This window comes from Lactobacillus sp. WILCCON 0058 (assembly GCF_057198005.1).
The window spans coordinates 621,955-635,302 of sequence record NZ_JBUBHM010000001.1 but is presented as its reverse complement, the minus strand read 5'-3'; the positions used below and the strand labels follow the sequence as shown (position 1 = coordinate 635,302).

Here is a 13,348-nt window from a genome sequence, read left to right as displayed (position 1 = left end):
TTTTCCTCTTATTCTGGGTTCTCCTGGCTCAAACGCCACTGAAGGTATGCATAGATGAAGGGATCCAGCTTCCCGTCCATGACTCCGCTCACATCAGCAGTTTCATAGCCGGTCCGGTGGTCTTTAACCATGCTGTAAGGGTGGAAGACGTAAGACCGGATCTGGGAACCCCAGGCAATATCCAGCTGCTCGCCCTTCAAGGCCGCCTTTTCCTTGCGCTTCTTTTCTTCTTCCAGGTGGAAAAGCTTGGCCCGCATTTCATTCATGGCCGTATCCCGGTTCTGGAACTGGGAGCGCTGGGCCTGGGAAGTCGTCACGATCCCGGTTGGAATGTGGGTGATCCGGACGGCACTGGAAGTCTTGTTAATGTGCTGGCCGCCCGCCCCGGATGACCGGTAGACGTCGATTCTGAGGTCCTTCGGGTCAATGTCGATTTCAATGGAGTCATCGACTTCAGGGATAACTTCAACCGAGGCAAAAGAAGTGTGCCGTCTTTTGGCTGAATCAAAAGGCGAAATCCGGACCAGGCGGTGAACTCCGTGTTCAGACTTGAGCAGCCCATAGGCATTCTTGCCGGAAATCCGGACGCTGACGCTCTTTAAGCCGGCTTCATCGCCTGGCTCAAAGTTGTTGACTTCAAATTTCAGACCTCGGGAGTCACAATAGCGCTGGTACATCCGGAGCAGCATGTTGCCCCAGTCCATGGCTTCAGTACCGCCGGCGCCTGGGTGGATTTCCATCAAGGCATTGTGGTCATCATACTCGCCCGACAAGAGCAGGTTCAGTTCATACTGGTGGAACTCTTCCTGCAGCTTGGCCAGCTGGTCTTCGGTGTCCTTTTGCAAGTCTTCATCTGCTTCCAGGCGCAGCAATTCCAGGGCGATTTCTTCGTCGGTCAGGTCTTTTTCCAAGGCCAGGAAGGAGTCCCGCTTTTCCTTAAGCAGGTTGGTCTCACTGATCAATTTCTGGGCCTTTTCCTGATTGTCCCAAAAGCCCGGTTCCGCCATTTTAGCTTCGTTGATTTCAATGCTTTCGCTGATATTATCGAAGTCAAAGAGACCCCCTGAAGTGGTTAAGCCGGGTCCGCAACTCGTCTAAAGCATTTTGAATTTCACTGATTTCCATTGTCTTTTTCCTTTGCTAAAAATTCTTGTTTTGACTTACTTAGATTATAACCAAAAAGAGGAGGCTCCCGCCCCCTCTTTTATAATTTGTTAACGACTCAAGTTGTTTCTGATCTGAGCCTTCATGAAGAGGCGAGTCACGTCAAACTCGATGTCGCTGATCATTTCTTCAAACATGTTGTATCCGGAGTCCTGGTATTCAACCAGTGGGTTAAGCTGGCCATAGCCCCGCAGGCCGATTGACTGCCGCAATTGGTCCATGGCGTCGATATGGTTGGTCCAGTGTTCGTCAACCACGCGCAGGATAACCACCTTTTCAAATTCCAGCATTTGTTCCGGGTCAGCCAGGGCAGCTTCTTTTTCCTGGTAGTTGTCTTCAACCAGTTGGTAAAGCTGCTTCTTAAGAGCATCTGGCGTGAAGGTCTTAAAGTCGATTTCTGAATCAACGTATTCTTCACTGGCCAGGCTGGACACGATGAAGTCACGCAAAGAGTCCAGGCGCCAAGTTGACCGGTCGCCTTGGGTGAACATGTCCACTTGGTGGTCGATGGTCCGGTGGATCATTGGCAGCAAGACGCTCTTCAAAGACTTCTGCTCATCGATGACCTGCATCCGTTCCTTGTAGATAATTTCACGCTGGATCCGCATAACGTCGTCGTATTGCAGGGTCTGCTTACGGGTGTCGTAGTTGTTCCCTTCAACCCGCTTCTGGGCAGATTCAACCTGGCGGGTGATCAAACGGCTTTCGATAACCTTGTCGTCGTCATTGTCGGACAGGCGGTCAAGGAAGTCCTTGACCCGGTCGCCCCCAAAGCGCTTCATCAAGTCGTCTTCCAGGGACAGGTAGAAGCGGGTGTAGCCCGGGTCACCCTGCCGGCCGGACCGGCCCCGCAGCTGGTTGTCGATACGGCGGGATTCGTGTCTTTCAGTCCCGATTACGGCTAAACCGCCCAGTTCCTTGACGCCAGGCCCCAGCTTGATGTCAGTCCCACGCCCGGCCATGTTGGTGGCAATCGTGACTGCCCCTCTTTGGCCGGCATTCATGATGATGGCTGCTTCTTTGGCGTGGTTCTTGGCGTTCAAGACAGCGTGCGGGATGTGTTCCTTGTCCAGCATGTGGCTCAAGCGTTCAGAAGATTCAATGGCCACCGTGCCGACCAGGATTGGCTGGCCCTTGGCGTGCCGCTGCTTGATTTCGTCAACCACGGCCTTGAACTTGGAGTCCAGGGTCGGGTAGAGCAGGTCTGGCATGTCCTGTCTGATGACTGGCCGGTTGGTCGGGATAGTGATGACTTCCATGTTGTAGATTTCACGGAATTCTTCTTCTTCAGTCTTGGCCGTACCGGTCATCCCGGCCAGCTTCTTGTACATTCTGAAGTAGTTCTGGTAAGTAATCGTGGCCTGGGTCTGAGATTCTTCCTGGATCTTGACCCCTTCCTTGGCTTCGATGGCCTGGTGCAGGCCGTCTGAGTAGCGCCGGCCTTCCATAACACGGCCGGTAAAGGAGTCGACGATCAAGACTTCACCGTCTTGAACCACGTAGTCGATGTCCTTGAGCATGATGTAGTTGGCCCGCAGGGCTTGGTCGATGTGGTGGACCAGCTTCTGGTTTTCAACGTCGTAAAGGTTCTTGAGGCCAAAGTGGTCACAGGCCTTCTGGATCCCGGTTCTGGTCAAGGAAATGGTCTTGGTTGGCCAGTCGATCTTGTAGTCGCCGTGATCTTCATCGTCATCAGCGTCATTGTCGCTCTTGTCTTCAACCAGCTTCTTGACAAAGCGGTCAGCCCGGACATAGTCGGCGTTGGCTTGTTCAGCTTCACCGGAAATGATCAAAGGCGTCCGTGCTTCGTCGATCAAGATGGAGTCAACTTCGTCGATGATGGCGTAGTTAAGCGGCCGCTGAACCATTTGTTCCTTGTAGACAACCATATTGTCCCGGAGGTAGTCAAAGCCCAGTTCGGAGTTGGTTGAGTAGGTTACGTCGCAGGCGTAAGCTTCCCGCTTTTCTTCCGGAGACATGGTGCTGACGTTCAAGCCAACTGTCAGACCCAGCCAGCGGTAGAGCTGGCCCATTTCAGTTTCGTCACGGCTGGACAGGTATTCGTTGACAGTAACAACGTGCACGCCCTTGCCGGACAAAGCGTTGAGGTAAACCGGCATGGTGGCCGTCAAGGTCTTACCTTCACCGGTCATCATTTCGGCAATGTTGCCCCGGTGCAGGGCAATCCCACCCAGGATCTGCACGCGGAACGGGTACAGGCCCAAGACCCGCTTGGAAGCTTCCCGGGATACGGCGAAGGCTTCCGGCAGCAGGTCGTCTAAGCTTTCGCCCTTTTCGATGCGGCTGCGGAATTCCGGCGTCTTGGCCTGTAATTCTTCGTCAGAAAGAGCGGCCATTTGGTCAGCGTATGACTCTACTTGGTCAGCAATTTTTTCAAAACGCTTAAGTTCTCTTTTGTCAGCGTTGTATAACTTCTTTAAAATGTTTGCCATCTAATCGTCCTTAATTCTGATATTTAGTCTAAAATCACAGAATAATTTTAACATGTAACTGCCAAAAATTAAAATAATCTACAAAAATAAGCAGGGCACAATAATTATCGTGCCCTGCCTGGCTTGCTGCCTTAGTATTCAGTTAGATATCCGGCAAAACTATTCGTTAGTTTCAATCAAGCCGTAGCTGCCGTCGTTGCGGCGGTAAACTACGCTGGTGCCGTTGGTTTCAGCGTCTTGGAAGACGAAGAAGTCGTGTTCCAGCATGTCCATTTGCAAGATGGCTTCTTCTGGGTCCATTGGCTTCAAGTTAACCCGCTTGTTGCGGACGATCTTGAACATTGGAGCCTTTTCTTCCTTCTCTTCTTCAACCGGAGCTTCTTCAGGAACAAAGAATTCTTCTACGCCCTTTTCCCGGCTCTTGCGGTTGACGCGGGTCTTGTACTTTCTGATTTGGCGTTCAAGCTTTTCGGAAACAAAGTCAATGCTGCGGTACATGTCATCCGTAGTTTCTTCAGCTCTCAAAACCAGGTATGGAAGCGGGATAGTTACTTCAACCTTAGCTGAGTGGTCACGGTATACCTTCAGATTTACATGAGCGATTACGTCCTGGCTCAGATCAAAGTACTTTTCCAACTTGGTCAAGCGCTTTTCAACATAGTCTCTCAAAGCTTCAGTGACTTCAATATTTTCGCCACGAACATTGTACTTTAACATAATAATTATCTCCTTTCCCGCTTGCGCGGTTTCTTTACACCCATATTATACCAAACTTGAAAGCGCTTTGTGAAAATATTTAGCGACTAATTGAAAAACTTTCGACCTGGCATTCAGGAAAAGCCGTTTCAATTGCGTCGCGCGCGTGGTAAAGCGTTCGGCCTGTGGTGTAAATGTCATCCAAAAGGATGATCTTGCCTGTTATTTTACCCCTAAATTCCGGATTTAGAAAGAAATTTTGCTTGGCCTGCATCCGGGCTTTTTTGTCCTTTTCTCCCTGGGCCCCAGCACCTGCCTTCTTGGCTAAAAGCGGAGTTAGAGGCAAAAGAGGATTAAAAATTTCCCAGACTGTATCGTAGCCCCGCTTCTTCCGGTGCTCAGGTGAAGTTGGGACAGGCACGTAGTAGTCAGCTGCTAATTTCTGGGCAGCCGGGGCGGCTAATTCCTGCAAGACTTGGCAGAGCAGGTAGTCCCCGTAGCGCTTGTAGCGGACCATCAAGTCGTGAAAGGCCTGGTTGTAGCAGTAGATGGCCTGGTTTTGCAAAAAATCTCCTTGGTAGATCCGCCGCCACTTCTGGCAGTCCTGACAGATTTCCCCATTAGTCTGCTGGCGGCCGCACTGGGGGCAAAAGACGGGGCCGATTTGGTCAAACTGCTTGCGGCAGGATGGACACAGGCAGGAAGTCTTAATTTTGCCCGGCAAAAGCAGGCGCCTGATATCCAGGTCTTCGGTAAAAGCCTGGTCGCAAAAAAGGCAAAGGCTCATCCCCGGTTCATCTCCTTGATCTGCTTGACCGCGCTTCTGATCTGCCGGCTGTAGCGCCGGTAGCAAAACAAGACCAGGCCGTCCGGGTCCTGCTTGTCTCTGCCCACCCGGCCGGCGATTTGGACCAGGCTGGCGGCGGAATAAATCTCATCGTCAGCCGCCACGATGATCACCCAGACATGCTTGAAGGTCACCCCCCGCTCCAAGATTGTGGTCGTCAAGAGCAGGTCCAGGTCTCCTTTTCTGAATTTCTCCACCTTCTCCAGCCGGTCCGAGTCCTGGGCGTAGACTGTTGCCAGGCGTTTATTTGGCAGGAGCTTTTTGACGGCGGAAAAATACTGGGGCATCTGGGAAATTCTGGGCAAAAAGACTAAAAGGGGGTGGCCGCTTTCCGCGGCCATTTTGATCCGCCGGGCCAGCTTGGGATGCAGGCGGCCTTTGGCCAAAAAGGGCTTGATGTAGAAGTCAAGCCGGGGTACGGGCAAGGGGTAGCCGTGAAAGCGGCGGTTGAGCCTGACAATGGCTAGTTTCCCCTGCTTGACTTTTTTCAGCAGGTCCTCTGGCGGCGTCGCCGTCAAAAAGACCCGGCTGCCCGTTTTCTTAACGGCATTTCCCGCAGCAAAATGCAGCTGAGGATTGCCGGCATAAGGGAAGGAGTCGATCTCGTCGATGATCAAAAGATCAAAGGCCTGGTAGTACTTAAGCAATTGGTGAGTCGTGCAGATGACCAGCTGCTCATTGGCAGGCTGCTTTTCCTCCCGGCCATGATACTTGCCGATCTCCACTTCCCCAAAGGCGGCCACCAGGCGGGGATAAAGCTCATTGACCACGTCGATTCTGGGCGTGGCGATAGCCACCCGGCAGCCGCGGCTGAAAGCCTCAGCCAATAAGGGAAAAATCATCTCCGTTTTCCCCGCCCCAGTCACGGCCTCGACCAGGCAGTCCTCTTTAGCCGCGAATTTTTCCAGCAAAAAGCGGCTCACGCCCTCCTGGCGCTCTTGCAGCTGCCCAGTCCAGGTCATCCCCGCTTTAGCCGGATAAGAGCCGCTAGCGGCTTGCCGGACCAAAAGCTTGCCCTCATCCAGCCGGCCCAGGCCCACGCAAGCGCGGCAATACAAAAATCCCGACGGCAGACGCGCCCAGCAGGAGCTGCCGCAGCGCTGGCAGATGCCATTTTCTATGGCAGGAATTGCCGTCTGCCCCTCTTTTATGCTATTATCCACTTTGTCAACCAGCCATTGGCGGCCGGCCAGAGATTCTTTTTCTTCTGTCACTTTTTTCGCCTCCACTAACTAATACACCAAAAAGGGATGATTTTTTGTCAAAAGAAGCAGATTTTTTAACGATCAAAGAAAACGGCCAGCATGAGCTGGTCATCAAGAAGAGCCGCTTTATCGCGACTTTTGCCCGGGTCCAGGATGAAGAAGAAGCCCGGGACTTCATCGCCGCTACCAGCAAAAAGTACCATGACGCCACCCACAACACCTATGCTTACACCTTGGGCATCAATGATGACCGGGTCAAAAGCAGCGACAACGGCGAACCAAGCGGGACAGCCGGGGTGCCGGAATTAAAGACTCTGCAATTGATGGGCCTAAAAAATGTCGCCGTCGTCGTGACCAGGTATTTTGGCGGAATCAAATTAGGGGCCGGCGGCCTCATCCGGGCATATTCTTCCAGCGTCAGCGAAGCAGCTGAAGCAATCGGCATCGTCAAGCGGGTCAAGCAACAGGAATTGATTTTTACCATCTCCTACAACCGCTATGACAAGGTCGACCACTTCCTCAAGGAGAAAGAGGTCTATGTTGCCGGCACTGAATACGGCGTAAACATCACCATTTCCGTCTACCTCGACCTGGACCAGATTGACCCCTTCATCAGCGATTTGACCGAGCTCTTAAACGGGGAACCCGACCTGATCAAGGGCGACCAGCGCTATAACGAAATTCCCGTCAAAAGCGGAGAAAAAAGATTCTGACCAAAAATGACCAAGCATTTCTGCTTGGTCATTTCTTTTATCTGTTCAGTTTTATTGTTTTTTATCTTTATCGCTATTTTTACCAGTAGCCTTTTTGTCAGCCGGCCGGTGGCCGCCCTTAGACCGCTCCTGCCACTTCTGGGGCTTGGCCTCACCCTGGTGCCAGACTTCAACGTCTGGCTCCTTGGTGTGGGTGCTATGCAGGACCAAGCGGTTAATCAAGTGACTGAGGGGCTTGTATTTTTCCCCTAAAAGGCCAATCGATTCCACAAAGAGCTCAACAGCGATCAAGAGACCGACCAGCAAGAGGGCCATGGCCCAGAGCGGCGACAAAAGGAAGAGCATGGACACAAAAGAGAAAATCAAAGACAGGGCGTAAATCACCAGCACCGTCTGTCTTTGGGTCAAGCCCAGGTTCATCAGCTGGTGGTGAAGGTGGTGCTTGTCCGCCTGGGAAATCGGCTTCTTGTTCAGCTTGCGGCGGATCATGGCATAGACCGTGTCAGAGATCGGCACGCCCAAGATGATCACCGGCACCAAAAGAGAAATGAAGGTCACGTTCTTCAAGCCTTTTAAGGCTAATACCGAGATCATGAAGCCCAAGTAGAGGGCCCCAGTGTCCCCCAAAAAGATCTTGGCCGGGTTGAAGTTGTAAGGCAGAAAGCCCATTAGGCAAGCCGCCAGCATGAAGCAGGCAATCGGCACGTACAGGCCCTGGTTGCGCAAGAAGAAGTAGCCGACAATCCCCATGGTCAAAAGGGAGATGCAGGAGACCCCGGCGGCCAGGCCATCTAAGCCGTCAATCAAGTTGACCGCATTAGTCAAGGCCAGGATCCAGAAGATGGTAACCGGCAGGCTGAGATACCATGGCAGGTTGATAGTCTGGCCGGTAAAAGGAATGTTCAGCTCTGTCATCCTGACTTCGGCCAAGTAGTATGTGATCATGGCCGCGACAAAGATCCCGGCCATTTTTTGCCCGGGCTTGAGTTCTAAAATGTCATCAATCATCCCGGTCAAGACGATCACGCTGGAAGCCAGCAGGAGGGCAAAAAGCTCGTGGGTCGGGAACTGCTCTCTGAGCAAAATGAAGGTCCCGATGTTGTAGGTCACGAAAATTCCCAGCCCCCCGATAGTCGGCATAGGCTTCTTGTTGACCCGGCGGGCGTTAGGATTGTCCACTGCCCCCAGGACAAAGGCCAGGCGCCGGATGAAAGGCGTGATCGCCACTTGGATGATCACCAGTAAAAAAAGGTCAACGATAATCTTAAACATGAAATTCTGCTTTCTGAGTCTAGTTGAATTAATTATACCGGGCTTTAAGGCGATTTGCCAAATGGTAACAAAAAAGTCCAGAATTCAATCTGGACTTTCTTTATTATTTGGCAACTGCCACGGCACGTTTCTCCCGTATTACGGTGATCTTGATATTGCCTGGGTAATCGAGTTCTTTCTCGACCCTGTCTCGGATTTCATGGGCCAAAACCGTGGTCTCATCATCTGAGATCTTGGCCGGCTCAACCATTACGCGGACCTCCCGGCCGGCCTGGATGGCATATGCCTGCTTGACGCCGTCATAGCTGCCAGCAATGTCTTCCAGTTCGGTCAAGCGGCGGATGTAGTTCTCCAAGCTTTCGCTTCTGGCCCCAGGCCGGGCGGAGGAAATCGTGTCCGCCGCCACAACCAGGTCAGCAATAAAGGAGAGCTTCGGCACGTCGCCGTGGTGGGCAGCAATCGCATTGACCACCAAGTCCGGTTCATGGTATTTCCGAGTCAATTCAACACCGATTTCTACGTGGGAGCCTTCGATATCGTGGTCAATTGCCTTGCCAATATCGTGTAATAATCCCGCGCGAACCGCTAATTTTTCATCCAAACCAAGTTCAGCTGCCATGGTCCCGGCCAGCTTCCCGACTTCAATCGAGTGCGCCAGCACGTTCTGGCCATAGGAAGTCCGGTACTTTAACCGGCCCAGGATCTTGACCAGTTCCGGGTTCATCCGGTGGATGCCCAGTTCCATCAAGGCACTTTCGCCGGCCTCGTAAATATCGTCGTTGACTTCCTTGCGCGCCTTGTCAACCATCTCTTCGATCCGGGCCGGATGAATCCGCCCGTCCTTGATCAGTTTCTGCAGGGCCCGCTTGGCAACTTCCCGTCTGATGGAGTCAAAACCGCTCAAGGTAACCGTCTTTGGCGTATCGTCAATGATCAGGTCAACCCCAGTCATGGCTTCAAAGGAGCGGATGTTCCGGCCTTCACGGCCAATGATCCGCCCCTTCATGTCATCATTTGGCAAATCCACGACTGACACGGTCGTTTCCGCGACCGTATCCGCCGCGCTGCTCTGGATGGCATCCACGATGATTTGGTGGGCAAAGCGGTCGGCTCTGGCACTGATTTCTTCCTCGTTAGCCCGAATCATCTCCGCCTTCTCCTTGGTCAGGTGATCGGAGACCTGGGCCAAGACGATCTTCTTGGCCTCTTCTTCGTCTAAGTGGGAGATTTCCAGCAGCTTGTCATTCTGCTTCTCTACCAGCCCGTGCGCTTCTTCCAGCAAACCAGCAGCTTTTTCTTCCTGCTGTTTGATTTGGTCTTTCCTTTGTGTGAGTTGTTTCTCCCGGTCATCGAGCAGGCTGCTGCGGTGATCCAGGGTATCTTCTTTCTGCTGAAGGCGGTTTTCCTTGCGGGCCGCTTCATCGCGGCGCGCGTTCAGCTCGTCTTCAACCTTCTGCCGGTAATCCCTGATTTCTTCCTGGGCCTCCAGGATCTTGGCCTTCTTCTCCGTTTCAGCATCCCGCTTAACGGCTTCGGCGGCCTGTTTCTGCGCCTGGACTTCGGCCTTGGCTACTTCGACTTCGGCTTTCGCCTTGGCCAAAATTGCCTCCCCGCTCTGCCGGGCGTTTTCTGCCTTGGTTTCCCAGGCATTCTTCCGGATGGCATAACCAATCAGGCATCCCACGACAAGTGAAATAAGAAAAATTACAGCGACTGTTGCGAGAAAAAATATAGTATTATTCATCATGAGTTACGTCGCCTTTTTATTTAGAATTATTCACACATTACTAATCATATGTTACATTTTTGGTCAAGTCAATTCCTTAGCTGCATTTGAAGAAACAAAAAAAGATTGCCGCGCTCTTGCTGGCAATCTTTCTTTTCGGCAAAAATGGCCTATTTATCAGTCTTTTCCGGGCTTGCAGCCGCTTCTTGCTTGTCTTCAGCAGGGGCAGCTGCCTTCTTAGCCCGCTGCTCCTTGATCTTCTCTGGATTTTCCTTTTCTTCCAGAGATTCAGCATCGATCCCGTAAGCCTTGCGGACCTGGGACTGGATGTCCTCGTAGATGTCCGGGTGCTCTTCCAGGTACTTCTTGGCGTTTTCCCGGCCCTGGCCGATCTTTTCGCCATGGTAGGAGTACCAGGCCCCGGCCTTGTCGACGATGTCCTGGTCAGCGGCCATGTCCAGCAGTTCGCCGGACTGGGAAATCCCCTGCCCGTACATGATGTCGACTTCAGCTACCTTGAATGGCGGGGCAACCTTGTTCTTGACCACCTTGATCTTGACCCGGTTCCCGATAACGTTGGTGGACTGCTTGATCTGCTCAGCCCGGCGGACTTCCAGCCGAATGGTTGAGTAGAACTTCAGAGCCCGGCCACCTGGGGTGGTTTCGGGATTGCCGAACATGACGCCGACCTTTTCCCGGATCTGGTTGATGAAGATGGCAATGGTCTTGGTCTTGGCAATCGTGCCGGAGAGCTTGCGCAAGGCCTGGCTCATCAAGCGGGCCTGCAGGCCGACGTGGGAGTCGCCCATTTCACCTTCGATTTCAGCCCGCGGCACCAAAGCAGCAACTGAGTCGACCACGACAATGTCAATGGCCCCGCTGGAAATCAAGGTGTCCGCAATCTGCAGCCCTTCTTCCCCAGTGTTTGGCTGAGACAGGATCAGCTGGTCGATGTCCACGCCCAGGGCTTCAGCGTAAGCCGGGTCCATGGCGTTTTCCGCGTCGATGTAGGCAGCCGTGCCGCCCCGCTTCTGCACTTCGGCTACGGCGTGCAAGGCAACAGTGGTCTTACCGGAAGATTCCGGCCCGTAGATTTCCACGATCCGGCCCCGCGGGTAGCCGCCCACGCCCAAAGCCGCGTCCAGGGCCAGTGAGCCTGATGGAACAGTTGAGATCTGGGTGTCGACCTTCTCGCCCATCCGCATGACCGCGCCTTTACCGAAATTCTTTTCAATTTTCTTTAAAGCAGCTTCAAGAGCAGCTTGTTTTTCATCTTTAGCCAAATTTTTTCCCTCCTGGAAACTTACTAATAAACATTATACTTTGAAGGCCGGGTAAAAAGCAAGAAAAATCCGAACTAACGTTCAAATTATTTCTCCTCTACTTACTAGTACAAGAAAAAAGCCCTTTTTTCCCAAAACTTGCCTGAAAAAATAAAAAATGAGTACCTCGCTGATACTCATTTTTAAAGAATAGTGATTTTCTAAATGCTTACATTGACCCCTTGAAGACGTCCCATGATGAATGGAAGTAGTCGTAGCCGGAGTAGATCGTGAAGATCAGAGCCAGGTAGAGCAAAATGGTGCCCAGGTGGAAGATGTCGCCAAAGAGCAGGAAGATGATTGACAGCATCTGGCAGGTGGTCTTGATCTTGCCAGGCATGGCTGCAGCCATAACCTTGCCGTTGTTTTCAACCACGATCAAGCGCAGGCCGGTAACAGCCAGTTCCCGGCAGACAATGATCGCTACAACCCAGGCTGGGGCAAGCTTCAATTCAACCATGAAGATGAAGGCTGTCATAGTCAGCATCTTGTCAGCCAGCGGGTCAGCAAACTTACCAAAATTGGTTACCAGTCCCCGAGACCGGGCAATGTGGCCGTCAAACCAGTCAGTTGCTGAAGCAACGGCAAAAACGATCATGGCAACCACCCGGCTCCACAGAATTTCAGTCCCTGCCAGGGTGAATGAGCCGGCTGGCCATTGGGCGATCAGCAGGATCATGAAGACAGGAATCAAGAAGATTCGGAAAACAGTCAGTTTATTTGGTAAATTCATTGCTTTAAATTCCTCACTTTTCAGACTTAATGGTCATTCTTCTCTTATTGCTTGCTGCTGGAAGCGGCAGATGATGACGGAGCAGCTGATGACTGGCTGCTTGGAGCAGCGCTGGATGAAGCTTGAGAGCTTGATTGAACGCTGGAGCTGGAAGCAGCTGGCCGGCTTGAAGCTGAACTTTGAACGCTAGAACTGGTCCGGCTGCTGTAGCTTGTGCTGGTGCTGGTATTGGTGTTAGTGTTCGTGCTGCTGCTTGCGGCAGAGCTAGTTGATGATGAAGCAGAGCTGTCACCCAGGTAGATGGTCAAGCGGGTAGTGCCGTTGATTGGGGTGAATGGAATCTTCTTGCCGCTAACGGTTACCGTAACGCCAGTGTCAGTACCCAAGTAGACGATCAAAGTCTGCCCCTTCTTGACAGTTTCCGTGTGCTTTTCACCGCTTTGCAGGGTCCCCTGGTTGGTGATCACATTGTCAACGGAAACGTAGTAGTAGATGCTTTGCTTGCTTGAGCGGACTACCAAAGGAGTGCTGGACTTGATGCCAGTTACCCGGTAGCTTGAGCCGCCAAGTGAAGCAACCTTGATTGAGCTGGTCTTCTTCTTGGATGATGAAGAAGCAGATGAGCTCTTCTTGCTGGAAGATTTCTTGGAAGTGATCGTGACACTGGAGCCAGCATTTTCCTTCTGGCTGCTTGACCCGGTCTTTCTCATGTTGGCAACGACCATCCCCCCGATCAAAAGCAGGAGAGCAATCCCGCAGCCCAGGGCCAGGCGCGGAACCAGCTTGCGCCACTTGGCGTCCTTGGCAGGTTCTTCAGCGATTTCCCGCTTGGCTGGACGGCTGACTGGACGGACTGTTTCCTTTTCCGCCGGCTCTGCTGGAGCTGGCACTTCAGCTTCTTCATGAACTTCTTGGGCCGGGCTTTCTGCCGGCTGACTGACTTCATTCGTGACTTCGTTTGCAACTTCGCCTTGGTACTGGCTCAGCAATTCCTTGCCGTCCAAGCCGACGATTTGCGCGTATTGCCGGATGAAGGCCCGGACATAAAAGTCGCCTGGCAGCTTGTCGAATTCGTTGTTTTCGATCGCTTCCAGGTAGCGGCTCTGGATCTTCGTAGCCTTCTCAATATCGGAAATTGAAAGGCCCTTGGCCTCTCTTGCTTTACGTAATTGTTCTCCAATGCCTGACATTATTAACCTCTTCAATCACTTTAAAAT

General features: G+C 52.3%; 11 protein-coding genes. 1 reads left to right on the top strand and 10 read right to left on the bottom strand.

Translation table 11 applies throughout. The annotated features are described in order from the left end of the window. Positions 1–8: 8 nt before the first annotated feature. The 5 genes from prfB to ACYVUU_RS03095 all read right to left on the bottom strand — a co-directional run bounded on the left by prfB (position 9) and on the right by ACYVUU_RS03095 (position 6,374). Positions 9–1,125, bottom strand: a protein-coding gene (gene prfB / locus ACYVUU_RS03115) for a peptide chain release factor 2 (protein WP_484499918.1) whose coding sequence is annotated in 2 segments (ribosomal slippage) — positions 9–1,052 and positions 1,054–1,125 — 1,116 coding nt in all. Because the reading frame shifts where the segments join, the coding sequence is not laid out codon by codon here. A gap of 89 nt (positions 1,126–1,214) precedes the next feature. Next, positions 1,215–3,617 (bottom strand): preprotein translocase subunit SecA, encoded by a 2,403-nt coding sequence (gene secA / locus ACYVUU_RS03110; RefSeq protein WP_484499917.1) that lies wholly within the window; start codon positions 3,615–3,617, stop codon positions 1,215–1,217. 159 nt (positions 3,618–3,776) lie between these two features. Beyond that, complete coding sequence (gene hpf, locus ACYVUU_RS03105) at positions 3,777–4,334, bottom strand: ribosome hibernation-promoting factor, HPF/YfiA family (RefSeq protein ID WP_439775305.1); 558 nt, start codon at positions 4,332–4,334, stop codon at positions 3,777–3,779. A 79-nt stretch (positions 4,335–4,413) separates the two neighbouring features. Then, positions 4,414–5,100 carry a ComFC family protein gene (locus ACYVUU_RS03100; RefSeq protein WP_484499916.1) on the bottom strand — a complete coding sequence of 229 codons (687 nt, stop codon included), beginning with the start codon at positions 5,098–5,100 and terminating at the stop codon, positions 4,414–4,416. Beyond that, on the bottom strand, positions 5,097–6,374 hold the full coding sequence (locus ACYVUU_RS03095; RefSeq protein WP_484499915.1) for a DEAD/DEAH box helicase: 1,278 nt from the start codon (positions 6,372–6,374) through the stop codon (positions 5,097–5,099). Before ACYVUU_RS03095 ends, ACYVUU_RS03100 begins: the two co-directional genes overlap by 4 nt. A 44-nt stretch (positions 6,375–6,418) precedes the next feature. Here ACYVUU_RS03095 and ACYVUU_RS03090 point away from each other — a divergent pair, with 44 nt between their 5' ends. Further along, on the top strand, positions 6,419–7,078 hold the full coding sequence (locus tag ACYVUU_RS03090; protein WP_484499914.1) for a YigZ family protein: 660 nt from the start codon (positions 6,419–6,421) through the stop codon (positions 7,076–7,078). Positions 7,079–7,129: 51 nt separating this feature from the next. Here ACYVUU_RS03090 and ACYVUU_RS03085 read toward each other — a convergent pair whose 3' ends face one another. From ACYVUU_RS03085 to ACYVUU_RS03065, 5 genes are all read right to left on the bottom strand, one after another. Then, positions 7,130–8,350 (bottom strand): glycosyltransferase family 4 protein, encoded by a 1,221-nt coding sequence (locus ACYVUU_RS03085; protein ID WP_439775301.1) that lies wholly within the window; start codon positions 8,348–8,350, stop codon positions 7,130–7,132. 103 nt (positions 8,351–8,453) lie between these two features. Continuing rightward, positions 8,454–10,097: a ribonuclease Y gene (gene rny, locus ACYVUU_RS03080; RefSeq protein WP_484499913.1), complete on the bottom strand. Its 1,644-nt coding sequence runs from the start codon at positions 10,095–10,097 to the stop codon at positions 8,454–8,456. A 149-nt stretch (positions 10,098–10,246) separates the two neighbouring features. Then, entirely contained in the window at positions 10,247–11,359 is a 1,113-nt protein-coding gene (recA, locus tag ACYVUU_RS03075) for a recombinase RecA (protein ID WP_439775299.1), read from the bottom strand. A 208-nt stretch (positions 11,360–11,567) separates the two neighbouring features. Continuing rightward, the gene (gene pgsA, locus ACYVUU_RS03070; RefSeq protein ID WP_439775298.1) at positions 11,568–12,131 is read right to left on the bottom strand and encodes a CDP-diacylglycerol--glycerol-3-phosphate 3-phosphatidyltransferase; all 564 of its coding nucleotides are present in this window, start codon (positions 12,129–12,131) and stop codon (positions 11,568–11,570) included. 44 nt (positions 12,132–12,175) lie between these two features. Beyond that, positions 12,176–13,321 (bottom strand): helix-turn-helix domain-containing protein, encoded by a 1,146-nt coding sequence (locus ACYVUU_RS03065; protein ID WP_484499912.1) that lies wholly within the window; start codon positions 13,319–13,321, stop codon positions 12,176–12,178. Between the last annotated feature and the right edge of the window lie 27 nt (positions 13,322–13,348).

Bases quoted from the DNA above. Each gene is read 5' to 3' on its own strand.
- secA (WP_484499917.1), bottom strand. From the start codon at position 3,617: ATGGCAAACATTTTAAAGAAGTTATACAACGCTGACAAAAGAGAACTT.
- hpf (WP_439775305.1), bottom strand. From the start codon at position 4,334: ATGTTAAAGTACAATGTTCGTGGCGAAAATATTGAAGTCACTGAAGCT.
- ACYVUU_RS03100 (WP_484499916.1), bottom strand. From the start codon at position 5,100: ATGAGCCTTTGCCTTTTTTGCGACCAGGCTTTTACCGAAGACCTGGAT.
- ACYVUU_RS03085 (WP_439775301.1), bottom strand. From the start codon at position 8,350: ATGTTTAAGATTATCGTTGACCTTTTTTTACTGGTGATCATCCAAGTG.
- rny (WP_484499913.1), bottom strand. From the start codon at position 10,097: ATGATGAATAATACTATATTTTTTCTCGCAACAGTCGCTGTAATTTTT.
- pgsA (WP_439775298.1), bottom strand. From the start codon at position 12,131: ATGAATTTACCAAATAAACTGACTGTTTTCCGAATCTTCTTGATTCCT.
- ACYVUU_RS03065 (WP_484499912.1), bottom strand. From the start codon at position 13,321: ATGTCAGGCATTGGAGAACAATTACGTAAAGCAAGAGAGGCCAAGGGC.